Annotated in this window: 23 protein-coding genes and 1 pseudogene; 9 read left to right on the top strand and 15 right to left on the bottom strand. The window is 69.6% G+C overall.

Going from position 1 to position 25,386, the window contains the following annotated elements; translation table 11 throughout:
- Nucleotides 1-13 precede the first annotated feature (13 nt).
- From ACNFOC_RS10700 to ACNFOC_RS10645, 12 genes are all read right to left on the bottom strand, one after another.
- Nucleotides 14-1,294, bottom strand: a complete 1,281-nt coding sequence (locus tag ACNFOC_RS10700; protein ID WP_416958852.1) for a pectate lyase family protein — start codon at nucleotides 1,292-1,294, stop codon at nucleotides 14-16.
- A 47-nt stretch (nucleotides 1,295-1,341) separates the two neighbouring features.
- Entirely contained in the window at nucleotides 1,342-2,130 is a 789-nt protein-coding gene (locus ACNFOC_RS10695; protein WP_416958851.1) for a rhamnogalacturonan acetylesterase, read from the bottom strand.
- A gap of 92 nt (nucleotides 2,131-2,222) precedes the next feature.
- The gene (locus ACNFOC_RS10690) at nucleotides 2,223-3,560 is read right to left on the bottom strand and encodes an ABC transporter substrate-binding protein (protein ID WP_416958850.1); all 1,338 of its coding nucleotides are present in this window, start codon (nucleotides 3,558-3,560) and stop codon (nucleotides 2,223-2,225) included.
- Between the two features lie 114 nt (nucleotides 3,561-3,674).
- Nucleotides 3,675-5,186 carry a glycoside hydrolase family 43 protein gene (locus ACNFOC_RS10685; RefSeq protein WP_416958849.1) on the bottom strand — a complete coding sequence of 504 codons (1,512 nt, stop codon included), beginning with the start codon at nucleotides 5,184-5,186 and terminating at the stop codon, nucleotides 3,675-3,677.
- Nucleotides 5,183-6,028: a DUF6807 domain-containing protein gene (locus ACNFOC_RS10680; RefSeq protein ID WP_416958848.1), complete on the bottom strand. Its 846-nt coding sequence runs from the start codon at nucleotides 6,026-6,028 to the stop codon at nucleotides 5,183-5,185. The genes ACNFOC_RS10685 and ACNFOC_RS10680 overlap by 4 nt, the downstream gene beginning before the upstream one ends.
- Nucleotides 6,028-7,164, bottom strand: coding sequence for a Gfo/Idh/MocA family protein (locus tag ACNFOC_RS10675; RefSeq protein ID WP_521985011.1), 1,137 nt, complete (start codon nucleotides 7,162-7,164; stop codon nucleotides 6,028-6,030). The genes ACNFOC_RS10680 and ACNFOC_RS10675 overlap by 1 nt, the downstream gene beginning before the upstream one ends.
- A 118-nt stretch (nucleotides 7,165-7,282) precedes the next feature.
- Complete coding sequence (locus tag ACNFOC_RS10670) at nucleotides 7,283-8,167, bottom strand: carbohydrate ABC transporter permease (RefSeq protein ID WP_366494281.1); 885 nt, start codon at nucleotides 8,165-8,167, stop codon at nucleotides 7,283-7,285.
- A complete protein-coding gene (locus ACNFOC_RS10665) occupies nucleotides 8,164-9,099 on the bottom strand; it encodes a carbohydrate ABC transporter permease (protein WP_416958846.1) in 936 nt (311 codons plus the stop codon). The genes ACNFOC_RS10670 and ACNFOC_RS10665 overlap by 4 nt, the downstream gene beginning before the upstream one ends.
- A gap of 109 nt (nucleotides 9,100-9,208) precedes the next feature.
- Nucleotides 9,209-10,939 (bottom strand): L-arabinonate dehydratase, encoded by a 1,731-nt coding sequence (araD, locus tag ACNFOC_RS10660; RefSeq protein WP_416958845.1) that lies wholly within the window; start codon nucleotides 10,937-10,939, stop codon nucleotides 9,209-9,211.
- Complete coding sequence (locus tag ACNFOC_RS10655) at nucleotides 10,927-11,835, bottom strand: dihydrodipicolinate synthase family protein (protein WP_416958844.1); 909 nt, start codon at nucleotides 11,833-11,835, stop codon at nucleotides 10,927-10,929. The genes araD and ACNFOC_RS10655 overlap by 13 nt, the downstream gene beginning before the upstream one ends.
- Nucleotides 11,832-12,545, bottom strand: a complete 714-nt coding sequence (locus ACNFOC_RS10650; protein ID WP_416958843.1) for a GntR family transcriptional regulator — start codon at nucleotides 12,543-12,545, stop codon at nucleotides 11,832-11,834. Before ACNFOC_RS10650 ends, ACNFOC_RS10655 begins: the two co-directional genes overlap by 4 nt.
- Before the next feature lie 119 nt (nucleotides 12,546-12,664).
- A complete protein-coding gene (locus ACNFOC_RS10645) occupies nucleotides 12,665-13,414 on the bottom strand; it encodes an MBL fold metallo-hydrolase (protein WP_416958842.1) in 750 nt (249 codons plus the stop codon).
- Between the two features lie 124 nt (nucleotides 13,415-13,538).
- Here ACNFOC_RS10645 and ACNFOC_RS10640 point away from each other — a divergent pair, with 124 nt between their 5' ends.
- Complete coding sequence (locus tag ACNFOC_RS10640) at nucleotides 13,539-14,132, top strand: HD domain-containing protein (RefSeq protein WP_416958841.1); 594 nt, start codon at nucleotides 13,539-13,541, stop codon at nucleotides 14,130-14,132.
- A 17-nt stretch (nucleotides 14,133-14,149) separates the two neighbouring features.
- Here ACNFOC_RS10640 and ACNFOC_RS10635 read toward each other — a convergent pair whose 3' ends face one another.
- Nucleotides 14,150-14,743, bottom strand: coding sequence for a TIGR03086 family metal-binding protein (locus ACNFOC_RS10635; protein ID WP_416958840.1), 594 nt, complete (start codon nucleotides 14,741-14,743; stop codon nucleotides 14,150-14,152).
- Between the two features lie 186 nt (nucleotides 14,744-14,929).
- On the opposite strand from ACNFOC_RS10635, the gene ACNFOC_RS10630 reads away from it, so the two are divergent.
- Nucleotides 14,930-16,183 (top strand): MFS transporter, encoded by a 1,254-nt coding sequence (locus tag ACNFOC_RS10630; protein ID WP_416958839.1) that lies wholly within the window; start codon nucleotides 14,930-14,932, stop codon nucleotides 16,181-16,183.
- Here ACNFOC_RS10630 and ACNFOC_RS10625 read toward each other — a convergent pair.
- Both ACNFOC_RS10625 and ACNFOC_RS10620 read right to left on the bottom strand, forming a co-directional pair.
- A complete protein-coding gene (locus ACNFOC_RS10625) occupies nucleotides 16,120-17,283 on the bottom strand; it encodes a hypothetical protein (protein WP_416958838.1) in 1,164 nt (387 codons plus the stop codon). The two genes, ACNFOC_RS10630 and ACNFOC_RS10625, sit on opposite strands and share 64 nt — an antisense overlap.
- Nucleotides 17,280-18,257, bottom strand: coding sequence for a 5-dehydro-4-deoxyglucarate dehydratase (locus tag ACNFOC_RS10620; RefSeq protein WP_416958837.1), 978 nt, complete (start codon nucleotides 18,255-18,257; stop codon nucleotides 17,280-17,282). The genes ACNFOC_RS10625 and ACNFOC_RS10620 overlap by 4 nt, the downstream gene beginning before the upstream one ends.
- A gap of 228 nt (nucleotides 18,258-18,485) precedes the next feature.
- On the opposite strand from ACNFOC_RS10620, the gene ACNFOC_RS10615 reads away from it, so the two are divergent.
- The 7 genes and pseudogenes from ACNFOC_RS10615 to ACNFOC_RS10585 all read left to right on the top strand — a co-directional run.
- Nucleotides 18,486-19,310 (top strand): NAD-dependent epimerase/dehydratase family protein, encoded by an 825-nt coding sequence (locus ACNFOC_RS10615; protein ID WP_416958836.1) that lies wholly within the window; start codon nucleotides 18,486-18,488, stop codon nucleotides 19,308-19,310.
- 318 nt (nucleotides 19,311-19,628) lie between these two features.
- Nucleotides 19,629-20,399, top strand: a complete 771-nt coding sequence (locus tag ACNFOC_RS10610) for a DeoR/GlpR family DNA-binding transcription regulator (protein WP_416958835.1) — start codon at nucleotides 19,629-19,631, stop codon at nucleotides 20,397-20,399.
- Nucleotides 20,400-20,504: 105 nt separating this feature from the next.
- Nucleotides 20,505-21,875: an ABC transporter substrate-binding protein gene (locus ACNFOC_RS10605; RefSeq protein WP_416958834.1), complete on the top strand. Its 1,371-nt coding sequence runs from the start codon at nucleotides 20,505-20,507 to the stop codon at nucleotides 21,873-21,875.
- The gene (locus ACNFOC_RS10600) at nucleotides 21,872-22,810 is read left to right on the top strand and encodes a carbohydrate ABC transporter permease (RefSeq protein ID WP_416958833.1); all 939 of its coding nucleotides are present in this window, start codon (nucleotides 21,872-21,874) and stop codon (nucleotides 22,808-22,810) included. Before ACNFOC_RS10605 ends, ACNFOC_RS10600 begins: the two co-directional genes overlap by 4 nt.
- A complete protein-coding gene (locus ACNFOC_RS10595; RefSeq protein ID WP_406128132.1) occupies nucleotides 22,807-23,655 on the top strand; it encodes a carbohydrate ABC transporter permease in 849 nt (282 codons plus the stop codon). The genes ACNFOC_RS10600 and ACNFOC_RS10595 overlap by 4 nt, the downstream gene beginning before the upstream one ends.
- Nucleotides 23,652-24,641 carry a zinc-dependent alcohol dehydrogenase family protein gene (locus ACNFOC_RS10590; RefSeq protein ID WP_416958832.1) on the top strand — a complete coding sequence of 330 codons (990 nt, stop codon included), beginning with the start codon at nucleotides 23,652-23,654 and terminating at the stop codon, nucleotides 24,639-24,641. Before ACNFOC_RS10595 ends, ACNFOC_RS10590 begins: the two co-directional genes overlap by 4 nt.
- A gap of 102 nt (nucleotides 24,642-24,743) precedes the next feature.
- A pseudogene (locus tag ACNFOC_RS10585) lies at nucleotides 24,744-25,247 on the top strand (TerD family protein); the annotation flags it as partial.
- Nucleotides 25,248-25,386 lie beyond the last annotated feature (139 nt).

The raw sequence follows: 25,386 nt of genomic DNA, 5'->3' as shown, positions 1-25,386 counted from the left end.
CGGTGTGGTGGTGTCAGCGCAGACGGCCCGCGCCCGCGCCTCGGTCGACGATGAACGGCACGGCCTTCGCGGGGTCGATCTTCGTGCGCAGGGTCGGTGTCCAGCCCGCTCCCGACTGGAGGATCTCGGTCGGAACACCCGCGTTGTGGACGGCGATCAGGTCGGTGAGCCTGCCGTTGACGTAGTTGTCGTCGGCGGTGAGCGGCGCCTCGGACCACTTCTTGAGGATGGTCGCCTCGGAGATGCCGGCCGGGACCGTGAACGCGTTGTGTTCCGCGACGAGTTGGGACTCCAGACCGATGCCGTAGCTGTAGCCGAAGCCCGGCTCGGCGACGAAGTGGTTGTTGTACGAGTCGACTTGGCCGAAGCGGACGCGCGGTGCGCGCTCGACGAGGTTGGCGAACAGGTTGTGATGGAGCGTCACCTTCAAGTGGCCCCGGTCGACGGCGGCCGTGGAGGCGCTGTCGCTGTTGCCGATGAGGATGGTCTTGTCGTGGTCGGTGAAGACGTTCCAGGAGGCGGTGACGTAGTCGGCGCCCTTCACGACGTCGAGTTCGCCGTCGTGCTGCTCGAAGATCCGCCCGTAGTAGGTGGGCAGCGAACTGTCCGGGTGGTCGCCGTCGGTGAACGTGTTGTGGTCCAGCCACACATGGGTGGAGCCGTAGATGACGGCGCTGTCGTACTCGGAGTTCCAGTTGCCCGTGTCGCCGTCGGTCGGGTCCCACTGCGGGAAGCAGTCCAACGGGCTCTCGAAGGCGAGGTTGCGGACGATGACGTTGTCGACCGCCGTGATCTGGAGGCTGGCGCCCTTGAAGCCGGCGTTCTTTCCGATACCGATGATGGTGGTGTTGGCGGGGACGAACGCCTTCATGGCGGTGTTCTGGTTGGCGGCGGAGACGCGGCGCAGACCCTCGGGGCTGTCGGCGGGCTCGTTGTCGAGGTTCTGGTCGTAGCCCCAGACGGCGGGGTCGTAGGTGGCGAGGTACTGGGCGAAGTCGTAGCCGGGCGCGGCGAAGGAGTCGCAGCCGTCTGCGTTGGCGTCGATCGTGCCCTTGATTCTGATGATCTTCGGCGCGGTACCGGCGGCGGCCAACGCGGCTTTGAAATCAGCCCAGTTGGTGACGGTGTAGACGTGCTCGGGAGTGGCGGCGGCGCCACCGCTGGTGCCGGTGCCGTAGGAGGCCCAGCCGTCAGCGGCGCCGAGGGTCTCGCGGGCGAGACTGCGCGGGTGGGCCTGGGCGGTGGTGCTGGTCAGGGCGAGAGCCAATGCCGTGCAGCCCACGAGCGACGCCATGACGCGTGCATGACACATAGATATACGCACTGTGCGGGTCTCCTTGCTCAGAGGACCGAGGCGTCCGTCGCCTCGGGCCAGGTGATCCAGGACGTGGGAATGTCGTCGCGCAACCGGACGACGTCACGCGGCGCGAGCACCCGGGAGCGCAGCAACTCCCGCGCCACCAGCCGCGCCACGGCTATCGCACCGGGCGGATTGAAGTGCGTGTTGTCCTGCTCGGTGTCGGTCCAGTTGAAGTAGACCTTCGTCTCCTCCACCCCGAGCCGCTGCCACAGCGCCAGCGACAACGCCTCGACGTCGAGCAACGCGACGCGCTCCTGCCGAGCGAGCGCACGCATCGCCGCCGGGTAATCACCGTGCGTCGGCAGCGCGTTGCCGTCGACGTCGAACCTGCGCCGCTCGACGGGGGTGACGAGCACGGGCCGGGCGCCATGAGCCCGGGCCCCTTCGATGTAGAGCCGCAGATAGTCCTGGTAGGTCGTCCAGGGCTCGGTGTAGCGAGTGGGATCGGCGGTCTTCTCGTCGTTGTGCGCGAACTGGACGAGGAGGAGATCGCCGGGCCGGATGGCAGCGAGGATCACGTCCAGCCGCCCCTCGTCGACGAAGCTCTTCGAACTCCGCCCGTTCACGGCTTGGTTGGAGACCTTCACCTCCTTCCGCAGAAAGAAGGGGAGGGCCATTCCCCATCCCGTTTCCGGAGCTTCGGTCGAGTACTTCTGGGCCGCGGTGGAATCTCCGGCGATGTAGAGAGTGCGGTCCCGTCGAACACCGCCACCACGTAACGGAACAGCAGCGAGAGCACCTAACGCGACTTGCCTGCGGGTAAGGGACACGATTGGTTCACCTTCCGGTTGTTAGGGGCGCGGGGAACTGCGCGACCAGCCACACACGGCCCGCAGTCCCCCACAAACCGAAACCACCCAGTTCAGTGGTTCTGCTTCCAATCAGCCTGAGCCTTGTTCAACTGGTCGGCCAACGTGTCCAGGAACTCCTTCGCCGTCATCTTCCCCAGCAACAGCTTCTGGAAGTTCGGCTCGTTGTCCGCCTTGGAGATCGTGTTCCAGTCCGGCAGGTAATACGGCAGCTGCACAATCTTCGTGGAGGCCCCGTTCAACGCAGCCGCCGCCAACTGCGTGGGCTCGGACTTCTGAATCCACGCCGCACTCGCCGCATCCGTGTTGGCGGGGACCTGCCCGGCGGACTCGTTGTACTTCGAGTTCTCCGCCGCGGACACCGCGAACTCGATGAACTTCCAGGCCGCTTCCTTGTTCTTGCTGGACTTGAACAGACTCAGCCCGTCAACGGGGTTGGAGATCTGCACCCGCGTACCGTCGTCCTGCGTCGGATTGGGAATGCCCTTGAACTTGTCCACGCCCAGAGCTTTCAAGTGGTCCTGATAGGACCCGAGGTTGTGACTCAGCATTCCGATCGTGCCGCTGTCCCACTGCGCGACCATCTTCGTGAAGTCGTTGTTGAGGTCGGCGGACGGAGTGTCCTTCTTGAACAGGCTGATGTACTTCGCCAACGCGGCAACGTTCTTGGGGTCGTTGACGGTCGTCTTGTCGCCGTTCCAGAAAGACGTGATCCCGGTCTGCCCGTACACCGCGTCGAGCGCCGGCGCGATGGACCCCTCGCCACCACGAATGGTGAAACCGAACTTGTTCTTCGCCTTGTCGGTGAGTTTGTCGGCGGCGGCGTAGAACTTCGACCAGGTCGTCGGCGCGTCCAGACCGGCCGCCTTGAACAGGTCGGTGCGGTACCACAACGTGCCGTTGTTGGCGGACGTCGGAATCTGGTACAGCGTGTCCCCTCCCCCCGCGCTCTTACTGACGTCGAGCAGGTTCTGGCTCAACTTGCCGTTCAGGGAACTGGACTTGAGCCGGCTGTCCAACGGCTCCAGCGCCCCCTGCACCGCCACCTCGGCGAGCACCGCGGTCCCCACACCGCCGACGTCGGGCAGCCCGCCGCCCTGGATCGCGGTGTCGTACTTGGACTGGGCGCTCGCGGCCGGTATCCCGACGTACTTGACCTTGATGTCGGGGTTCTTCTTCTCGAAGTCCGCGATGATCTGCTTCCAGATGTCGGTGCGGACACCGCCGTTGTTGTCCCAGAAGGTGATCGTGCCCTTGCCGGACCCCTCGTCGCCCTTGTCCCCCGCGGCGCCGCTGCCGTCGTCGCCGCACGCGGTGGCGGTCAGCGCGAGCACGGAGCCCAGGGCGACGGCCACGGCGGCACGCCTGCTTCTGCGGATGCTGGTCTTCATAGAGCGGCTCTCTTCTTGTGGATACGACGGTGTGGTGGCCTCGCGGGCGGTGGGCAAGCGCTTGCCACGGAGGTGCGTCATTGCGACTCCCAACAGGCGGACGGGCAGGGTGAGTTAGAGAGAACTGATCCGGAACCGCGTGAAACCGGCCGCGCCGGCATGTCCCGTGCCGACGGGCGCGAGCGCGAACAGCCCGAGCAGGGCGCCGACCCAGCGCCAGGGGGTGGCGGCGAAGACCTGGCCGCTCGGCCGCGGCCCGTCCCCGACGTCGTGGAAGAAACGGCACCGTGCGCCCGCGCCGATCTCGATGCGGAGGCGGACCCGGCCCTCGGGGGCCAGGCACGGCTCCCCCGCGTCCCGTTCCCTCTCGGCGACGGCCTCGGCGAAGCGGTGGACGAACATCACCCGGCCGTCCGCGCCCCGCTCCAGCCCGATCCAGCTGTACGCGTCGCCGAGCACGGCGAGCCCGGCGCGCGCTCCCAACTCCTCACTGTGCAGCCGCAGTTCGACCTCGACCGCGACGGGCGTACCGGGCAGGCGCTGGGTGAGGAGGTTCGGGAGTTTGCGCAGGTCATGCGCGTCGGCCGTCCGGGCGCAGGTCAGTCGTAGGCCGTCGCCCGAGTGGTGGGTGGCCCAGCCGTCCTGCGGGTTCGCCGTCCACTGCCACTGGCGGCCGTACCGTCCGCCGGGGAAGTCGTCGTCGGTGGCGGGTGCGGCGGGCCGCTGCGGCGGGAGGTCCGGTTTCCGGTGTACGGCTACGGGGGTGCCCGCGTCGCCGATGACCGGCCAGCCCTCGTCGTCCCAGCGCATCGGCTGGAGGTGGACCAACCGGCCGTAGGCGCCGCGCTGTTGGAAGTGCAGGAACCAGTCCTCGCCGGACGGGGTGCGCACCCAGGCGCCCTGGTGCGGGCCGTTGACGTCGGTGTCCCCCTGTTCCAGGACGACCTTCTCCTCGTACGGTCCGAAGAAGCCGCGTGAGCGGAGCGCGCCCTGCCAGCCGGTCTCAACTCCCCCTGCGGGGGCGAGGATCCAGAACCAGCCGTCGTGCTGGTGGAGTTTGGGGCCCTCCAGGGTGAACCAGCCGGGGATGCGGTCCGCGTCGACGATCACCTTGCCGTCGTCGAGCAGGGTCGTGCCGTCGGGGTGCATACGGTGGCCGGTGAGGCGGTTCTTGATGCCCGCGCGGGACTTGGCCCAGGCGTGGACGAGGTAGGCCTCGTCGTCATTTTCGTCGTCCCACAAGGGGCACGGGTCGATCAGGCCCTTGCCCTCCTTGAGGAGGTGCGGGCGGGTCCAAGGGCCGCGTATCTCGGGGGCGTTGACCTGGAAGATGCCCTGGTCGGGGTCGCCCCAGAAGATCCAGAAGCGTTCGTCGTGGTACCTCAACGCCGGTGCCCACACGCCGCCGTCGTGGCGTGGGGTCCTGAACTCCCTTGCCGGTTCGAGGCGTTGGAGAGCGTGGCCGACCAGGGTCCAGTTGACCAGGTCGCGGGAGTGCAGCAGCGGGAGGCCAGGTACGCGGCCGAAGCTGGACGCGGTGAGATAGAAGTCGTCGCCGACACGGATGACGTCCGGGTCGGACCAGTCGGCGTTCAGGACGGGGTTCGTGTACGTCTCGTGCGTCACTGGCTGACCGCCTTCCGCACGAGCGCCGCGGCCTCGGCCCGGTCCAGGCCGCCGTCGGCGACGACGGTGACGATCCGTCGTACGGCCGTGTCGCCGGGCGCTATCGGCAGCCGCTCGTCCGAGGCCAACGACGCGCCCACGCCCGGGTATTCGGCGGTGCGGACGAACCACGGATCGCGGCGGGAGCGGTCCGTGGCGCCGGCGAAGACGAGCGTCCAGCCGGTGCCGGCGAGCGCGAGCCAGTCGGCGCGGGTGCCGTGGACCTCCGGTTCGCCCTCGTGGTCGGCGGTGAAGACACGCGGGGTCTCCGCCTCCTTGCGGGCCCGCCAGAAGAAGCCGCCGTACGCGGCTCCGGGGCGGCCGTTGGTGGCGGGGCTGCCGATCGAGAGGGGGCCGGGCGTCACATTAGTGAGGGAGAAGGTGAAGTCCAACGCCCAGGCGGTGTCGGTGAGTTCGGTGGCGGCGACCGTACGGCGTTCGCGGAGCAGCTCGGCGCCGGAGGCGACCCAGCGCAGTTCCTCCACGAAGCCGTCGGGGTCGCGGAGCTGGAACGTGGAGTGGCGCTGGGCGCCATGGTTGTCCAGTTCCGTGGGGCCCTGGTCACGGACGTAGGTGCGGCCGCCCCAGAAGTTGTGCCCCTCGACGTCGGGAACGGCGACACCGACGCCGAGGTGGTGGGTGTGGTCGACGGGGCTGAGTTCGGTGACCGCCGTGCCGGCCAGGGTGGTGACGGGGTGCAGATACGGGCGCGGGGAGAGCCGGTCGGGCAGCTCGGGCCGGGTGACGTACCGGGCGACCGGGCGGCCCGCGACGCGCAGCACCGGCGTGTCATGGGTGATCATCAGGTGCTCACCTCTTTCGGTGGGGCCCAGGAGGCGCCCAGCTCGGAGTAGAGGGCGAGGGTGTCGGCCGCCGCCGTGACCAGTGCGTCGATGCCGGGGACGACCCGGCGGTTCTCGGTGGGGATCAAGTGCCAGGCGTCGGCGGGGAGTTGGGCCGGGTCGGGGGCCTGACGGATCGCTTCGACGACCTTCATGAAGGCGCCTGTCGCGTCCGGTTCGGCCAACAGCGCGTCGCCGTCGGTGAGATGGGCGACCAGGTTCTCCAGCAGGTCCGTGCTGCCGTACTCGAACTCCTCCGGGCCGTGGCCCGCCCGCTGGAGCAGGACGCGGTCCTGCTTGTACCAGTAGGTGATCCGGCCCTGGCTGCCGTGCACCAACACATAGGGCTCGCCGGGGTGTTCGGCGCACAGGGTCACGGCGACGGTGACCGGGCGGCCCTGGACGGTGGTGACGCGGACGCAGGAGGTGTCGTCGGACTCGATGTCGTTGGCCCGCAGGAGTTCGGTCTCGATACGGACGACGTCCTCGGCGCGGGTCGTGTCGTTCAGGGCGAGGGCGGTGGCGACCGCGTGCGCGAGGGGGTTGGTGAGCGCGCCGTCGATCACGTCGACGCCGTTCAGGCGCCGCTTGCCCGCCCAGGGGGCGCGCCGGTAGTACGCCTCGTCGCGGGCCCAGGCACCGGCCCCGCCGACCCCGGTCACCGTGCCGATCGCGCCCTTCTCGATCAGCCCGCGGATCCCGGGCACGGCGTGCGAGCCCAGCGACTGGAACCCGATCTGGCAGACCACCCCGGCCGCGGCGACCCCGTCGGCCATCCGGCGGAACTCGGCGTACGAGGGCGCGGGCGGCTTCTCCAGCAGCAGGTGCACGCCTCGCCGCGCGGCGGCCAGGGCGAGGTCCGTGTGGGTCGGGATCGGGGTGCAGATCACCGCGACCTGGGCACCGGTGGAGTCGAGGAGGGCGCCGAAGTCCGGTGACTGCGCGGGGAGTTCGCCCCCGAACTCCTCCTCGGTCAGCGGTGTCAGCTCGCAGATTCCGGCGAGGCGTACGAGCCCCTTGTCCTGGAGCCGGCGGATGTTCTCGACGTGCCAGCGGCCGTGACCGCGGGCGCCCGCGAGGACGACCGGGACGGGCATGGCGACGGGCGCGGTGTCGGTCGTAGCAGCGGGCGTGGTGGCGGTCGTAGGACCGGTGTTGGATGTCATGGGATTCTCCCTGCGTCGACGATCTTCGCCAGCAGGGTAAGCGGTTGCCTCATCCCTTCACCGCCCCCGCGCTGAACCCGGTGATCAGCCACTTCTGGATGAAGGCGAACACGATCACCACCGGTATCGCCGCGACGATGCCGCCCGCGGCGAGTGCGCCGAGGTCGACGCTGTCCGCGCTCATCAGGGTGTTGAGGCCGACCGGGATCGTCTGCTTGCTCTGGTCGGACAGGAACATCAGGGCGAACAGGAAGTGGTTCCAGGCGTGCACGAAGGCGAAGGAGCCGACGGCGATCAGCCCGGGCCGCAGCAGCGGGAGGACGACGATGCGGAACGCGGCGAAGCGGTTGCAGCCGTCGACCCAGGCGGCCTCTTCCAGGGACTGCGGGACGTTCCGGATGAAGCCGCTGATGAGGATCATCGACAGCGGCAGCTGGAAGACGGTCTCCGCGAGGATGACGCTGCCCAGCGAGTTGATCATCTGGAGCTTGGCGAAGATCTGGAACAGCGGGACCAACAGGAGGGCGCCCGGCACGAATTGGGAGCAGAGGAGGGCCAGCATGAACGCGCGCTTGATCCTGAACTCGAAGCGGGCGAGCGCGTAGCCGCCGGCCAGGGCGACGACCGTGGTGAGGATCAGGGTCGCGACACCGACGTAGACGCTGTTCTGGAAGTAGACGCCGAAGCTGCGCTCGGTCCACACCTTCTGGAAGTGGTCGAGGGTCATCGGCCAGGGGACCAGGGAGGTCGAGCCGGCCGGGCGGAACGCGAAGAGCAGGATCCAGTAGAAGGGGATCAGGGTGAAGACGAGGTAGATCCCCAGGGGGAGGTAGATCTGCCAGCGCGGGACCTCGTCCCAGGCGCGGCGGACCTTGCGCGGCTGCTGCGGCGCGGCGGACTCCCGCTCGCGGGCCGGAGCGATCTCGGTGATCACTTGTCGCCGCCTCCGAACTTGCTCAGCCGCAGATAGATGATCGAGAAGAAGAGCAGGATCACGAAGGCGACCGTGGTGAGGGCCGACGCGTAGCCGAAGTTGTGGCCCTCGACGCTGGTGTTGGCGACGTAGAGCGGCAGCGTGGTCGTCTCGCCGGCCGGGCCGCCGCCGGTCAGGGTGTAGAGGAGGTCGACGTTGTTGAACTCCCACACCGCGCGCAGCAGTGTGGACAGCACGATCGCGTCCTTGAGGTGCGGCAGGGTGATGTTCCGGAACTGCTGGAAGCGGCTGGCACCGTCGACCTCGGCGGCCTCGTAGAGGTCCTTCGACACGGACTGGAGGTCGGCGAGGATGAGGATCGCGAAGAACGGGACGCCTCGCCAGAGGTCCGCGACTACGGCTGCGGAGAAGACGGTTGAGGGGTCGGACAGCCAACTCGTGCCGTACTGGCCGATGCCCATGTCGGCGAGGTAACGGGTCACGCCTGTCTGGGAGTTGTAGAGCAGTACCCAGATCGCGGAGGTCAGTACGCCCGACACGGCCCACGGGGAGAACACCAGCGCGCGGCCGATGGACCGGCCCACGAAGGTCTGGTTGACGATGAGGGCGAGTGCGAGTCCGAAGAGCAGTTGGAGGCCCACCTCCACGACGACCCACTTGGCGCTGAACGTCAACGTGTCCCAGAACTGCGGGTCGTTGGTGAAGGCGTGGGTGAAGTTGTCGAGGCCCGCGAAGCCGTTGCGCCATGGTTTGGTGGGGTTGTAGTTCTGGAGGCTGTAGTAGAAGACGCTGATCACCGGGTAAGCGATGAAGCCCAGCATGAGCAGGGCCGCCGGGGCGATCAGCAGGTACGGGAGCCTGCGCGGGGTCGCGGAGGCACGGCGCCGCCGGGGTGGCGCGGGCGGTTTCGCCACGGCTGCGGCTTGGGCCATGACTGTTCTCCGTTCAGTACAGGACGCTCAGTGCGGAAGCTCGGTACAGGAGGCTCGGTACAGGAAGCGCTTGCTCGACGGGCACGGGAAACGGGCGTGCGAAGGGTGCTCAACCGGCATACGGATCAGGCACCTTGCCCGGCCGGGCCAGGAACTCGAAGTCGCAGCCGGTGTCCGCCTGGGTGATCTGGTCGTTGTAGAGCGCGCCGTAGCCGCGCTCGTACCGTGCGGGCGGCGGTGTCCACTCCGCCCGGCGTCGCTCCAACTCCTCGTCGTCCACGTTGAGTTGGAGGGTGCGCGCCTCGACGTCCAGGGTGATGGTGTCCCCGGTCCGGACGAGCGCCAGCGGTCCCCCGACGTACGACTCGGGCGCGATGTGCAGCACGCAGGTGCCGTAACTCGTCCCGCTCATCCGGGCGTCGGAGATCCGGACCAGGTCCCGGACGCCCTGCTTGAGGAGGTGGTCGGGGAGCGGGAGCATGCCGTACTCGGGCATGCCGGGGCCGCCCTTGGGTCCCGCGTTGCGCAGCACCAGCACGCTGTCGGCGGTGATGCCCAACTCCGGGTCGTTGATGGTGCGTTGCATGGTCCGGTAGTCGTCGAAGACGACCGCGGGGCCGGTGTGCTTGAGCAGGTGCGGTGCGGCGGCGATGTGCTTGATGACGGCACCGTCCGGGCAGAGGTTGCCGCGCAGGACGGCGACCCCGCCCTCGTGCGCGACCGGGTTGTCGCGGGGTCGTATGACGTCGTCGTTGTGCACCCGCGCGCCGGCCAACTGCTCGCGCAGGGTGTCGTACGAGACCGTCGGCCGGTCCAGGTGGAGCAGGTCCGTGATCCGGGAGAGGAAGCCGGGGAGGCCGCCGGCGAAGTGGAAGTCCTCCATGAGGTACGTCCGTCCGCCGGGCCGTACGTTCGCCAGGACCGGGACCGTGCGGGCGATGCGGTCGAAGTCGTCGAGTGTGAGGTGGACGCCCGCGCGGCCGGCCATGGCGATCAGGTGGATCACGGCGTTGGTGGAGCCGCCGAGGCCGAGGACGGTGGTGACGGCGTCCTCGAAGGCGTCCTGGGTGAGGATCGACGAGAGAACACGCCCCTGGTGGACTTGTTCAACGATCCTCATGCCGGATTGCGCGGCCATCCGATCGTGCCCCGAGTCCACGGCGGGGATGCTCGACGCGCCCGGTACGGTCACCCCGAGCGCCTCGGCGGCGGCCGTCAGCGTGGACGCCGTCCCCATGGTCATGCAGTGCCCGGGCGACCGCGCGAGGCCGCTCTCCAGCTCCGTCATCTCGCACTCGCCGATCAGCCCGGCGCGCTTGTCGTCCCAGTACTTCCACATGTCGGTGCCGGAGCCGAGGATCTCGTTGCGCCAGTGGCCCGGCAGCATCGGCCCGGCGGGGACGAAGACGGTCGGCAGGTCGACGCTCGCGGCGCCCATGAGGAGCGCGGGGGTCGATTTGTCGCAGCCGCCCATCAGCACGGCACCGTCCACGGGGTACGACCGCAGCAGCTCCTCGGTCTCCATCGCGAGGAGGTTGCGGTAGAGCATCGGGGTCGGCTTCTGGAAGGTCTCGCTGAGCGTGGAGACCGGGAATTCGAGCGGGAAGCCGCCGGCCTGCCACACGCCCCGCTTGACCGCCTGGGCGCGCTCGCGGAGGTGCACATGACACGGGTTGATGTCGGACCAGGTGTTGAGGATCGCGATGACGGGCTTGCCGAGGTGTTCCTCGGGGAGGTAGCCGAGTTGGCGGGTGCGGGCCCGGTGGCTGAAGGAGCGCAGCCCGTCGGTGCCGTACCACTGGTGGCTTCTGAGCTCTTCCGGTGCCTTCATACGGACCATCCGGTGGCTATCGCGGCGACCTCGGCGCGCTCGCTCTCGGGCAGGGGCCTGCTCGGCGGTCGGACCTCGCGGCGGCACAGGCCGAGGGACGCAAGCGCTTCCTTGACGATCGTGACGTTGTTCGCCGAGCCGTTCGAAGCCCTTAGTTCCTCAAATCGGCGGATCTGTTCCCATACCTTCATCGCCCCCGGATAGTCCCCTGATCGAAGCGCTTCGATCATGTTCAGCGAAACGGACGGGGCGACGTTCACGAGTCCTGAGGTGAAGCCGGTGGCGCCCGCCGAGAAGTAGGAGGGCGCGTACGGTTCGGCCAGACCGGCCACCCACACGAAGCGTTCGAGGCCCGCGTCCCGGGCGAAGGCGGCGAAGCGGGCCGCGTCCGGGACTGCGTACTTGACGCCGATGACGTTCGGGCAGTCGTCGGCGAGTTCGGCGAGGCGTGCGCCGAGGAGCTGGGCGTTGCGGATGTACGGGACGACGCCCAGGTCGGGCACGGCCTCGGCGATGGCGCGGTGGTAGTCGACCCAGCCGTCCTGCGAGACGTACGGATGCACGGGCTGATGGACCATCACCATCTGGGCGCCCGACTCGCGGGCGTGCAGGGCGGATTGGACGGCGGTGGGCACGTCGTGGCCGACGCCGACGAGGATCGCGGCGCGTTCGCCCGCCTCGTCGATGGTCAACTCCGTGACGAGTCGCCGCTCTTGGGGAGTCAGGGCGTAGAACTCGCCGGTGTTCCCGTTGGGCGTCAGGATCCTGACCCCGCCGTCGAGCAGTCGGCGCAGCAGGGCCCGGTGGGTGTCCTGGTCGACGCCGCCGTCCTCGGCGAACGGGGTCACCGGGATCGCCACCACGTCGGCCAGGGCGGTGCGTTGGGCCTCGAACCTCGCCGTCATGCCCGACCGTCCTCTCCGTGGGTGTCCGGTCCGTGGGTGTCCCGTCCGCGGGTGTCCCGTCCATGGGTCTCCAACTCGGTGCCGGGGAAGGCCCGTTGGACGAACGACGCGATGTGGGCGTGCAGCGCGGTGGCCGCGCCGTCCGCGTCGCCGTCGAGGGCGAGCCGCAGGATCTCCCGGTGTTCGCCGGCCTCCCGCTCCCAGGAGGGCGAGGCGGCCCAGGCGACGGCGGAGACGAGGGCGGCCTGGTCGCGGACCTCGTCGAGCATCCGGCCGAGCAGCGGGTTGCCGCACGGCAGGTACAGGGCGCGGTGGAACTCCCGGTTGGCGAGGGAGCGTTCGGCGGTGTCGGTGGCCTCGTCGGCGCGGGTCAGCGCCTCGCGGGCGTCGTCGAGGGAGGCGTGGCGTCGTACGGCACGCCGTAGCGCTTCCGGCTCCAGGAGCAGCCGTACGTCGTACACCTCGCGCGCCATGTCCGCGTCCACCATGCGCACCGTGACGCCCTTGTACTGGTTCATCACGACGAGCCCGGTGCCGGCCAGGGTCTTGAGCGCCTCGCGCACCGGGGTCTTGGACACCCCGAACTGTGCGGCGAGGTCGGTCTCGACCAGTGGCTGACCCGGCGTCAACTGCCCGGTGAGGATGCGGCGTTTGATCTCCTCCTGCACGTACTGCGTGCGGGAGGGGATCGGCGTGGGCACAGAGGTCATGCGCGCCTCTCGGATCTCACATATGGCGTCTCATATATGACGTACGAAGTACGACGCGTTGAAGGTAGGAGCGGCCCTGTGTTTCGTCAATGCTTCTGACAAAGGAAGCAGAAAGCGCTTCACATGGTCTTGGTGACGCCTTCCAGTGCGGCGGAAGTGCGGCCGGGAAAGATCGCGGCGGCACGCTCCAGGGCCGCTTCCCTGGTGAGGGTGGGTCCCACGTGGGTGATGAGGAGTTCGCGCGCGCCCTTCGCGCAGGCGCCGGCGTCCTCGGGCGTGAGGTGGACCTGGCGTTCGCCTTCGCGATGCCGGTCGATGTCGGCCTCGCAGAGGAACACGTCGGCGCCGCCCGCGAGTTCGGAGAGTGCCTCGCAGGGTCCGCTGTCCCCGGAGTACCCGAGCACGCTCCCCTGGCACTCGGCGCGCAGCCCGTACGCCTCGATGTCGTGGACGACGGCGCGCGCGGTGAGCCGGAGGTTCCAGTGCCGGACGGCGTGGCCGTCGTAGAGCGGGCGGAAGTCGAAGACGCCGCTCAGGAACCGTACGTCGGGCTGCCCGAAGAAGCCGGCGAGCCGGCTGGCGCAGGCCTGCGGGGCGTAGACCGGGATCGGCGCGGCCGGGGTCATCCCGCCGAACGCGAACGCGTAGGCCGCCGCGAGGAGATCGGCGCTGTGGTCGGCGTGCAGATGCGAGATCCAGATCGCGGTGAGCCGCGCCGGATCCGTGTGCCGCTGCAATTCCGCGAACGTCCCGGTCCCCGCGTCCAGCCACACCTCGGCGCCGCCGCCGCGCAGCAGGTACCCGGAGCAGGGGCGGCCGGGGCGCGGATGCGGGGAGGCGGTGCCGAGGACGGTCAGACTGAGAGGCATGGTGGGGAAGAGTACGGTTCCGGGACCCGGGGCACTCACAGTTCAGGGCGTTCCGTGGCGCCCGGCCTCCGGGTGGTCTACGGGGATCCACAGGACGAAGCGCGGTCAGTACCCTGACGCGGTGATGACCGACGCTCTCCTGTCGAAGGCGATGAGCGGCACCGTCGACCCCCCTCTGCTCCCCCTGCCGGATCGGGTCGTCGAGCTTCTGTCGGAGCTGGGCAGCCCGCCGCGGCTGGCGGCTCACCTGCGAGCCGTCCATGACGTCGCGCATCAGCTGGTCGTCTGGGTGGAACAGCGCTACCCGGACGTGGTCTTCGACCGCGATGCGGTGCTCTTCGGGGCGGCGACGCACGACGTGGGCAAGACGGTGCACGTCTCCGAGCTCTCCGGGCCAGGGGCCGCGCACGAGAAGGCGGGGCAGACCCTCCTGCTCGGGCACGGCGTCAGCCCGGAGTTGGCCCGCTTCGCCGCGACGCACGCATCGTGGGCGCGGTCACCTGTCGGTCCGGAGGACCTCCTGGTGAGCCTCGCCGACAAGATCTGGAAGAACAAGCGCGTTCCCGAACTGGAGGATCTCGTCGTGGCCCGGCTGACCGAAGCGACGGGCAGGGCGGTGTGGGAGGAGTTCCTCGCGCTCGACGAGGTTCTCGCCCGCATCGGTGACGGGGCCGACGAACGCCTGGCGTTCCAGGCGTCCTTCCCGATTCACGTCTGAGCGCTCGCCGGACGCTGCTACGGCTTCCAGCCCGGGTCCCGTCCACTGAGCCCCAACGCCCTTTCCAGCAACGGCGCTTGCTCCGCCACCGGCACCACCGGCCCGAAGATGCCACCCCCGCGGGTCGGGTCCTCCGTGGCCGCGAGCAGGAAGCCGTACGACGCCTGGAGCGCGGCTGGGTCGGGCTCGTAGGGCCGGCCGGTGGCCACCGCCAAGTCCCAGCCGTGGATGACCAGTTCGTCGGCGGCGACGGCTGCGGCGACCGCGCCGGGGAGGTCGACGCCACCCGCGCGGGTCATGCCGGTCCAGGCGGCCGGATCGCGCCAGGCCTCCGCCAACTCGTCGAGAACCTTGGGGAGTTCCTCGCGCCAGGCGGGGCCGAGGTTCGGGGCGGCGGCGCCGCCCGGGTTGGAGTCGGTCGTGACGCCCAGGTCCTTGCGCGCCGCGTCGCGGAAGGCGACGGACAGCCCGAGCACGTGCCCCATCAGATTGCGTACGGCGAGTTCGGGACACGGCGTCCCGGCCGCCAGCTGCTCGTCGGTCACCCCCTCGGCGAGCCGCGCGATGACCCGGGTCTGCGGGCCGAGGTCGAGGATCGTGTCGTCGGTCATGCGAATCTCCTCAGTGATCGAAAGGGCGTCGAGAGGGGGCCGAAAGGGGATTGGACTCCGCTCTTGAGGTAGACCGACGGCGGCCCCGAAACTCATCGCGGGCCCCCGCCGCTCCCCCGCCGCCTCACCTTTCTACGGCACCTGCCCGATGCCGTCTCCCCCGCCTTAGACCCACGATGACCAGGCATGACGACAAACTGGACGGTGACGCGCATCCTGCGGGACCGCAATGCGGGGCTGTATTTCACGGGCCTGGTGGTGTCCGCCTTCGGCTCGTCCGCGATGAACCTGGCAGCCGGCGTGTGGGTGAAGGACCTCACCGGCTCGAACGGCCTGGCCGCGCTCTGCGTGTTCGCGATCTGGGCCCCGACCCTGTTCGGCCCGGCCCTCGGCACGATCGCCGACCGCGTTCGCCGCAAACCCCTGCTGATCAGGACGAACCTCGGCCTCGCCGCCCTCCTCCTCACCCTCTTCGCCGTCCACTCCCGCGCCGGCCTGTGGCTCCTCTTCACGGTCTTGTTCGTCTACGGCACCACCATCGTCGTCCAGGACCCCGCCGAGTCGGCCCTCCTCGCCACCGTCGTCGACCGGGACCTCCTCGGCGACTTCAACGGGCTGCGGATGACCGCCGTCGAGGGCATGAAGCTCGTGGCGCCGCTGACGGGCGCCGGCCTGTACGCCGCGTTCGGCGGGTCCGCGGTGGCCGCTCTGGACGCGGTCACGTTCGTGCTGGCGGCCGGCCTGTGGCTGCTCATCCGTGCCCACGAGGAGCGGCCCGAACGCCCCGCCGGTACCTGGCGGACCCAAACCGCCGAAGGCGTACGCGAGTTGTGGCGGCACCCCCTGCTGCGCCCGCTGGTCCTGGCGGGCGGGGCCACGATGTTCCTCGCGTCCTTGAGCAGCAGCACGATCTACGCGATCGTCGACGCCCTGGGGCACACCCCGGCGTACACCGGCGTGCTGTACGTGGCCCAGGGCGCCGGCTCGGTGGCGGTCGGCCTCGTCTCCGGACCTGCTCTACGACGGCTCGGCGCGCGTCGGTTCGGGGCGGCCGGGATCGCCCTCATGGCGGTCGCGGTGGCCGCGCGGGCGGTGCCGTCCGACCCGGTGGTCCTGGCGTGCAGCGCGGCGATCGGACTGGGGCTGCCGTGCGTACTGATCGCCGCGTTCACCGCTGTGCAGGCCGAGTTGCCGGGCCCGCTGCTCGGCCGCGCGACCGCCACCGCCAACACCCTGATCTTCACGCCGAACGTGATCGGGCTGGGGGCGGGGGCGGCGCTGGTCGAACTGGCCGACTACCGGGTGCTGTTGGTGCTGATCGGAGTGGCGTTGCTCGCGACGGGCGCGGCCTTGGCGCTGCTGGACACGTCCCCGCCTCAGAGCCCGCCCAACGCCTCCCGCACCTCCACCAGGTCCCCCTCCGACGCCAACCCCGCGTGATACAGCCGCAGTTCCGTGGCCCCGAGGTCCCGAGCCCGCGCCGCGTCCGCCGCCAGCGCCCCCGGCCGTCCGCCCATCCCGGAGACCACCGTGAAGTTGGCGGCCAACACGACCCCGCTCACGCCCTGTTCGGCGAACGGCGTCAGCAGGCCCGTGCCGCCCGCGCAGGGGACGACCACGCCGTCGGCCACGGACAGGATGTGCCCGGGGTCCACGCCCGCGTTGGCGCCGCAGTGGTACGACACCGGGTCCGCGTGGAGCAGGACCTGGAAGCCGGCGGGTGCGGCCGCCCGGACCGCCGCGACCGCCGTCTCCTGGAGGGTGCGGGCCCGGTCGTCGCGCCACGCGCGTGTGGCCGTCGCGTTCGCGTCGCCGAGGAGTTTCTCGACCCCCGCCCAGCCGCCGTCGGAGGGCGCGCCCTGCCACACCGGTTCCAGCGCGGTGCGTACCGTCGCCGCCAACTCCTCGGCGTCGAGGCCCTGTTCGCCGTAACCCTCCCGACAGGTCGGGCAGAAGCACAGGGCCATCAAATACTGGCCGGCGTCCCCGAGGCCGATGCCGGCGGTCTTGTCGTGGGCGTGCAGATGGGTGAGGCCGTACCAGCCGAGGGACTCCAGTTCGGTGCCGCGCGCGCCGGGGCGTACGGCTGCCTCGGCGGCGAGGTCGACGAGGTACGCGCGCGTGGCGGGCTGCGCGATACAGGGTGCCCAGGGGTAGCGGTCGCCGTAGGCGTTGACCACCGAGGTGTCCGGATGGTCGGCGCCCAGGCGGGAGTTGTGGGCGAGCACGACCCAGGTGTGCACCTCCAGGCCCGCGTCCGCGAGGGCGGCGGCGGCCTCACCGAAGGCGTCGCCCGGCGCCCAGTCGCCCGCCGGGTACGGCCTCAACTCCCGCCCCTGCCAACGGTCGTCCGGCGGATACAGGACGGCCGCGTGCTCGGCGGTGACGATGCGGTGACGCGGGTGGCGGGGGGTCAGCGCGCGCGTGGAGTGATACGCGGAGGCGAGGGTCGCCTGCTGGACGCCGAGTCCGGCGATCCTGCCGCCCGCCTCCGGGTCGCCGTTGACGTCCCAGGGGTAGACGAAAGCCGATGCCTTCACGCGCCCTCCTCCATCGCCGGCTCCATCGCCGACTCGATCTGTGACTCGATCAACGTGTAGCCGCGCTCGATGAGTTGGGCCAGCTGTTTGACATGGTCCTCGGTCGGTTCGGTCAGCGGCGGGCGGACCTCGCCGACGTCCAGCCCCCGCATGCGCACACCCGCCTTGACGAGCGAGACGGCGTAACCGCGTCCCTGGGCGCGCAGTTCGACGAACGGCAGGTAGAAGCCGTCCAGGAGACGGTTCGCCGTGGTGTCGTCGCCGGTCGCGAGCGCTTGGTGGAAGGCGAGCGCGATCTCGGGGACGAAGCAGAACACGGCGGAGGAGTAGAGGGTGATGCCGATGCCCCGGTAGGCGAGCTGGGTCTGTTCGGCGGTCGGCAGTCCGTTGAAGTACAGGAAGTCGCCCGGGACTTCGGCCCGTACGGTGCTCACGATCCGCTGCATCAGGTCGAGGTCGCCGAGGCCGTCCTTGAAGCCGATGATGCCCTCGGTGCGGGCGAGTTCGACCACCGTGGCGGGGGTGAACACGGCGTTGTCGCGCTGGTAGACGATGACGGGCAGCGCGGTCGCCGCGGCCACCTCCCGGTAGTGGCGGAGCAGTCCCTCCTGCCCGGCGACCACGAGGTACGGCGGCATGGCGAGCAGCCCGTCCGCCCCGGCGGCCTCCGCGAGCCGTGCGTACCGTACGGCGAGCGCGGTGCCGTAGCCCGCGCCCGCGATAACCGGCACCCGGCCCCCGGTCGCCTCCACGGCGGCCCGTACGCACGCCTCGAACTCCTCGGGCAGCAGCGCGTGGAACTCCCCGGTGCCGCAGCACGCGAACACGGCGGCGGCCCCGGCCTCGACGCCCCGGCGGACATGCGCGCGGTAGACGTCGAGATCGACGGAGCCGTCGGGGCCGTAGGCGGTGACGGGGAAGAAGAGCGGCCCGCTGGGGATACTGAGCCGGGCGGCGAGAGGGGCAGGCGTCACGGGCTCTCCCTTGAACAGGCGCGTGCGTTCTTCTGATCCACGTCTACATTTCTGAACGATGCCACCCTAAGGAGCTGCCTCAGGATGGGTCAAGCCAGCAAATGAGCAAGAAGGAAGCGGATTTCGCAGGTCCGCGCCACACTTGACGAGCATGGTGACGGATACCTAGCTTGTCCATGCATGTGAATGCAGTCCATGGATGAGACCGCCCACCCAAGGAGACCGAGGATGCCCGCTCCCCGCACCGTTCTGCTCACCGGCGCCGCAGGCGGACTCGGCACCCTGATGCGGGACCTGCTCCCCGCCTACGGCTACGAGCTGCGGCTGCTGGATCTGCGCCCCATCGAGGGCGAGCCGGACGCGATCACCGCCGACCTCTCCGACCGGGCGGCGCTCCGCGAGGCCGTGCGGGGCGTCGACGCGATCATCCATCTCGCGGGCATCTCCCTGGAAGCCTCCTTCGACAAGATCCTGAAGTCGAACATCGAGGGCACGTACAACCTCTACGAGGCCGCCCGCGAGGAGGGCGTCCCCCGCGTCGTCTTCGCCTCCTCCAACCACGCGGTGGGTTACACGCCGAGGCCCCAGGGCGACACACCCCTCGATCCGAGCGCGCTCATCCCGATCGACACCCCGCACCGCCCCGACACCTTCTACGGCCTGTCGAAGTCCTTCGGCGAGGACCTGGCGCAGCTCTACTGGGACAAGCACGGCCTGGAGACCGTCTCCGTCCGCATCGGCTCCTGCTTCCCCGAGCCCAGCAGCGTGCGCATGCTGTCGGTCTGGATGAGCCCCGCCGACGGCGCCCGCCTCTTCCACGCGGCCCTGACCGCCGAGGACGTCCAGCACACCGTCGTCTACGGCTCCTCCGCCAACACCCGCCTGTGGTGGGACCTGTCGACCGCGCGGGCGCTCGGTTACGAGCCGCGGGACGACTCCGAGCCGTACGCCGAGAAGATCGTCGCGGAACAGGGCGAGCTCCAGCCGGACGTCAAGGCCCACGCCTACCTGGGCGGCCACTTCGTGAACGACCCGCCGATCTGGCCGTACTGACAGCGGAGCCGTACAGACGGCAGAGACGTATCGGCATCGGTCGCACTGACCGGAAATGGAAGTCCAGGGCTGCGGGCGGGCACCGAACGGGCCCGCCCGCAGCCGTGTTCGGGCACGGACGCTGCCCGATCCCACGCCCCGGCGGACAGCCGTGCAGGTCCGCGACGGGCACACCGCGCGGTAAACGGTCACACACGGGCAGCATCGGGCGTGCAACAGGCCTGGTCAGTGCCGCGCACCCGCTGTAGAACTTCCCCCAAGGGTCGCACCGGGCCCGAACGGGCAGTTCTCCAGGTGAGCGGGAAGGCGGTGTCGGCCATGAGCACGAGTTCGGCGGAGGAACGTCAGCGGGAGATCGTGCGGACCGCGCGCCGCACCGGCGCGGTCGACGTCACCGCGCTCGCCGCCGAGCTGGGCGTGGCCAAGGAGACCGTACGACGCGATCTGCGCGCCCTGGAGGACCACGGGCTGGTCCGCAGGACCCATGGCGGTGCCTACCCCGTGGAGAGCGCCGGTTTCGAGACGACGCTCGCCTTCCGCGCCACCAGCCATGTCCCCGAGAAGCGCCGGATCGCGGCCGCCGCGGCCGAGCTGGTCGGGGACGCCGAGACCGTCTTCGTCGACGAGGGCTTCACCCCACAGCTCATCGCCGAGGCGCTGCCCAGGGACCGGCCGCTGACCGTGGTCACCGCGTCCCTGCCCGTGGCGGGCGTGCTCGCCGAGTCGGAGAACACCTCGGTACTGCTGCTCGGCGGCCGGGTCCGGCACGGCACCCTCGCCACCGTGGACCACTGGACGACGAAGATGCTCGCCGGTTTCGTCCTCGACCTCGCCTACATCGGCGCCAACGGCATCTCCCGTGAACACGGCCTGACCACGCCCGACCCCGCCGTCAGCGAGGTCAAGGCACAGGCCATCCGCGCCTCCCGGCGCACCGTGTTCGCGGGTGTGCACACCAAGTTCGGGGCGGTCAGCTTCTGCCGGTTCGCCGAGATCGGCGCCCTGGAGACGATCGTCACGAGCACGCTGCTCCCGTCGGCCGAAGCCCACCGCTACTCGTTGCTGGGGCCACAGGTCATCCGCGTCTAGCGCACCCCGAGTGCGCGGCACGCCGTTTGAAATCCCAACTCACCCACCAGGGGTGTGCCGTTCCCGAGCGCACCCCTTTTCTCCCCATACGTGCAGGAGCGATCCATGCGAACCCAGAGCCGACGACGGCCGCCGCGAGCCACGCTCGCCCTGGCCGCCGTAGGGACGCTGCTCGCCCCGCTGCTCTCCGGCTGCTGGGTCGGAGCGGGCGGCGCCGGATCAGGCGGCAACTCGGTCAACGTCCTGATGGTCAACAACCCCCAGATGACCGAACTCCAGAAGCTGGCACCGAACTTCACGAAGGAGACCGGCATCAAGGTCAACTTCACGGTGCTGCCCGAGAACGACGTCCGCGACAAGATCAGCCAGGACTTCGCCAACCAGGCCGGCCAGTACGACGTCGCGACCCTCTCCAACTACGAGATCCCGATCTACGCCCGCAACGGCTGGCTGCACGAGATGGACTCGTACGTGGCGAAGGACCCGGCCTACGACGAGCAGGACATCCTCAAGCCGATGCGCGAGTCCCTGACCGCCGACGACGGCAAGCTCTACGGGCAGCCGTTCTACGGCGAGTCGTCCTTCCTGATGTACCGCAAGGACGTGCTCGCCGAGAAGGGCCTCACCATGCCCGCGCACCCGACCTGGACCCAGGTGGCCGACATAGCAGCCGCGGTCGACGGCGCGAAGCCGGGCATGAAGGGCATCTGTCTGCGCGGGCTGCCCGGCTGGGGCGAGCTGATGGCGCCGCTGACCACCGTCGTGAACACCTTCGGCGGCACCTGGTTCGACAAGAACTGGAAGGCGCAGCTCGACTCCCCCGCGTTCGAGCAGGCGACGAAGTTCTATGTCGACCTCGTCCGCAAGCACGGCGAGTCCGGCGCGGCCCAGTCCGGCTTCGCCGAGTGCCTGAACAACATCACCCAGAGCAAGGTCGCCATGTGGTACGACGCCACCTCGGCGGCGGGCTCGCTGGAGGCCAAGGGCTCCCCGGTGAAGGGCAAGATCGGCTACGTCCCGGCCCCCGTCGAGAAGACCGATTCCTCCGGCTGGCTCTACACCTGGGCGTGGGGCATCCAGAAGGCGTCCCACAACTCCGACAAGGCCTGGAAGTTCGTGTCCTGGGCGTCCAGCAAGCAGTACGAGCAGCTGGTCGGCGAGAAGGACGGCTGGGCCAACGTGCCGGCCGGGAAGCGCGCCTCGACGTACACGAACCCGGACTACGTCAAGGAGGCCGCCGCCTTCCAGGAGATGACGAAGGCGGCCATCGAGGGCGCCAAGCCCAACGACCCCGGCGTGCAGCCGCGGCCCGCGCCCGGCATCCAGTTCGTCGACATCCCCGAGTTCACCGACCTCGGCACGAAGGTCTCCCAGGAGATCAGTTCGGCCATCGCCGGACGGCAGTCCGTCGACTCGGCCCTGAAGAAGTCCCAGAAACTCGCCGAGAAGATCTCCAAGGAGTACGAGGGACGATGACCGCCACGACAACGGCCCCTCTGGCCGCCACTCCGACCCGCACCGCGCGACAGCCCTCGGACAAGCTGCGCGCCTGGGCCACCCGCGCCCCCCTGCTCCCCGCCCTGATCTTCATGATCGTCGTGACCCAACTCCCGTTCGTGGCCACGCTGGTGATCTCCTTCTTCGACTGGAACGCGCTCTACCCGAAGGCCCGGCACTTCACCGGCGTCGACAACTACCAGCAGGTCCTGACCGACGCCGACCTGCGCCACTCGGTGTGGACGACCATCCTGCTCACCGTGGCGGTGGTGCTGGCCAGCCTGGTCCTGGGCCTGCTGCTCGCGCTGCTCCTGGACCGGAAGTTCAAGGGCCGGGGCTTCGTCCGCACGCTGCTGATCGCCCCGTTCCTGGTGGTGCCGGTGGCCGCGGCCCTGCTCTGGAAGCATGTGCTCTACAACCCTGAATACGGCCTGTTCAATGGGCTGTTGCACTATGTGGGCGGGCCGCAGCCGGACTGGATCTCCAACACCCCGCTGCTCGCCGTAGAGGCATCGCTCGTGTGGCAGTGGACGCCGTTCATGATGCTGATCCTGCTGGCCGGGCTGCAGAGCCGCGACCAGCAGCAGATCGAGGCCGCGAAGGTGGACGGCGCGAACGACTGGCAGGTCTTCCGCTATCTGACCCTCCCGCACCTGCGCCGCTATCTCGAACTCGGCGGTCTGCTGGGCTCGATCTACATCGTCCAGAACTTCGACGCGGTCTTCACGATCACGTCGGGCGGCCTGGGCACCGCCAACCTTCCGTACACCGTCTACCAGAGCTTCTACCAGGCCCACGAGAACGGCCTCGCCTCGGCGGCCGGCGTCCTGGTCGTCATCGGCTCGATCATCATCGCGACCTTCGCCCTGCGCGTCGTGTCGTCCCTGTTCCGTGAGGAGGCGTCCCACGCATGAGCAGTGTCGCCGTACGCGTGCGTGCCCGCCGCAAGGGAGCGGGCCTCGGCCTGGTGGCCTGGCTGCTCGGCATCGTGTTCTTCCTGCCCATCGCCTGGATGGCGCTGACGTCCTTCCACTCGGAGACGGACGCGGCGACCAACCCGCCGTCCTTCGGGGCCGCCCTCACCCTGAGCGGCTACCGGGAGTTCTTCGGCACGGGCGGCGGCGCGAGCCCCTGGCCCGCGCTGGTCAACTCGCTGGTCGCATCGGTGGCCTCGACGGTCTTCGTGCTGCTGCTGGCGTTCCCGGCGGCCTACGCGCTGTCGATCCGCCCGGTGAAGAAGTGGACCAACGTCCTGTTCTTCTTCCTGTCCACGAAGATGCTCCCCGTGGTGGCCGGCCTGCTGCCGATCTACCTGTTCGCCAAGAACGCCGGGATGCTCGACAACATCTGGCTCCTGGTCATCCTCTACACCTCCATGAACCTGCCGATCGCGGTGTGGATGATGCAGTCCTTCCTCGCCGAGGTCCCGGTCGCCGTCATCGAGGCGGCGCAGATCGACGGCGCCCGGCTGCCGACCATCCTCGCGCGCGTGGTGGCGCCGATCTCCCTCCCGGGTATCGCCGCGACAGCTCTCATCTGCTTCATCTTCAGCTGGAACGAGCTGCTGTTCGCCCGCGTGCTCACCGGAGTGGTGGCGGAGACCGCGCCCGTGTTCCTGACCGGCTTCATCACCAGCCAGGGCCTGTTCCTGGCGAAGGTGTGCGCCGCGTCGCTCGTCATCTCCCTGCCGGTGCTCGCCGCGGGGTTCGCCGCCCAGGACAAACTGGTCCAGGGCCTCTCCTTGGGAGCCGTGAAATGAAGGCCGCCGTCATCGAGTCCGTGGGCCGCGCCGTCGTCACCGAGGTCCCGGACCCGACGCCGGGCCCGCGCGAGGTCGTCGTCGAGGTCGCCGCGTGCGGCCTCTGCGGCACCGATCTGCACATCCTCCAGGGCGAGTTCGCGCCCAAGCTGCCGATCGTGCCGGGCCACGAGTTCGCCGGCGAGATCGTCGCGGTCGGCACCCAGGTCACCGAGGTCTCGGTCGGCGACCAGGTGGCCGTGGACCCGTCTCTCTACTGCTACGAGTGCCGGCAGTGCCGCAACGGCCACAACAACCTCTGCGAACGCTGGGCCGCGATCGGCGTCACCACGGCGGGCGGCGCGGCCCAGTTCGCGGTGGCCCCGGTGGCGAACTGCGTGAAGCTGCCCGAGCACGTGCGCACCGAGGACGCGGCCCTCGTCGAACCGCTCTCCTGCGCGGTGCGCGGCTACGACGTCCTCAAGTCCCGCCTCGGCGCGCACGTCCTGATCTACGGCTCCGGGACCATGGGCCTGATGATGCTGGAGCTGGCCAAGCGCACCGGCGCGGCGAGCGTCGACATCGTGGACCTGAACCCGGCCCGCCTGGAGACCGCCCGCACGCTCGGTGTCTCCGGTTCCGCGGCGAACGCGGACGAGCTGGACCGGCCGCAGGGCTGGGACCTCGTCGTCGACGCGACCGGCAACGCGGCGGCGATCCAGGACGGCCTGGACCGGGTGGCGAAGGCGGGCACGTTCCTCCAGTTCGGGGTGGCCGACTACGCGACCCGGGTGTCGATCGACCCGTACCGCATCTACAACCAGGAGATCACCATCACCGGCTCCATGGCCGTGCTGCACAGCTTCGAGCGGGCGGCGGAGCTGTTCGCGAACGGGGTCCTCGACCCGGAGATCTTCATCAGCGACCGGATCGAGCTGGAGCGGTATCCGCAGGCGCTGGAGCAGTTCGCGGCGGGTGTGGGCCGGAAGATCGTGGTGATTCCCTAGGGAATCGAAGGGGTTCGGGCCGGTACTTCCAAGGCTTGGCCAATTGGTCGCTTGGTAAGGGAACGGCAAAATGGTCTCGGTCGTTCACGAGTCATGACAGCTATGACCCCCGGCTCGAACATCCCTCTCTCCGCCGCGCGCGTGACGGTGGACGTCGCCGCCCCGGTGCGGCTCGACGTATCGGGCCTGCTGCTCACGGGCGACGGCAAGGTGCGCTCCGACGACGACTTCATCTTCTACAACCAGCCGACGGGCCCCGGCGTGACCTACCGCTCAGGCGGCGGTACGGCACCCGACGCGATCACCGTCGACACCGGCGCCGTCCCGCCGGGCATCGAGAAGATCGTCGTCACCGCCAGCCCGGACGCGGCCGGCCAGAGCTTCCAGGGCATCGAACCCACGGCCACGATCCGCAACGCGGACGACAACAGCGTCCTGGGCACCTTCACGCCCCCGCAGCTCGGCGCGGAGACGGCTCTCGTGGTCGTGGAGATCTATCTGCGCAACGGCGTCTGGAAGGCCCGCGCGGTCGGCCAGGGCTATGCGAACGGCCTGGCGGGCATCGCGACGGACTTCGGCGTCTCGGTGGAGGAACCGGCCCCGGCAGGGCGACGGTGGTCTTGGCGCAACCGATCGGCTTTGCCGAACTTCGCCGGAAGCGGGCCAATCACCGAACTCGGCCCGGACTCCGCCACGAGCGGCAGGATTCCGGTCCTGCCCCGGCCGGCCTGAGGAGACTCCATGT

This window comes from Streptomyces colwelliae (genome assembly GCF_048158785.1).
In the GTDB taxonomy this organism is placed as follows: domain Bacteria; phylum Actinomycetota; class Actinomycetes; order Streptomycetales; family Streptomycetaceae; genus Streptomyces.
The sequence above is the reverse complement of the archived record's forward strand: the minus strand, read 5'-3'. Positions and strand labels throughout refer to the sequence as shown.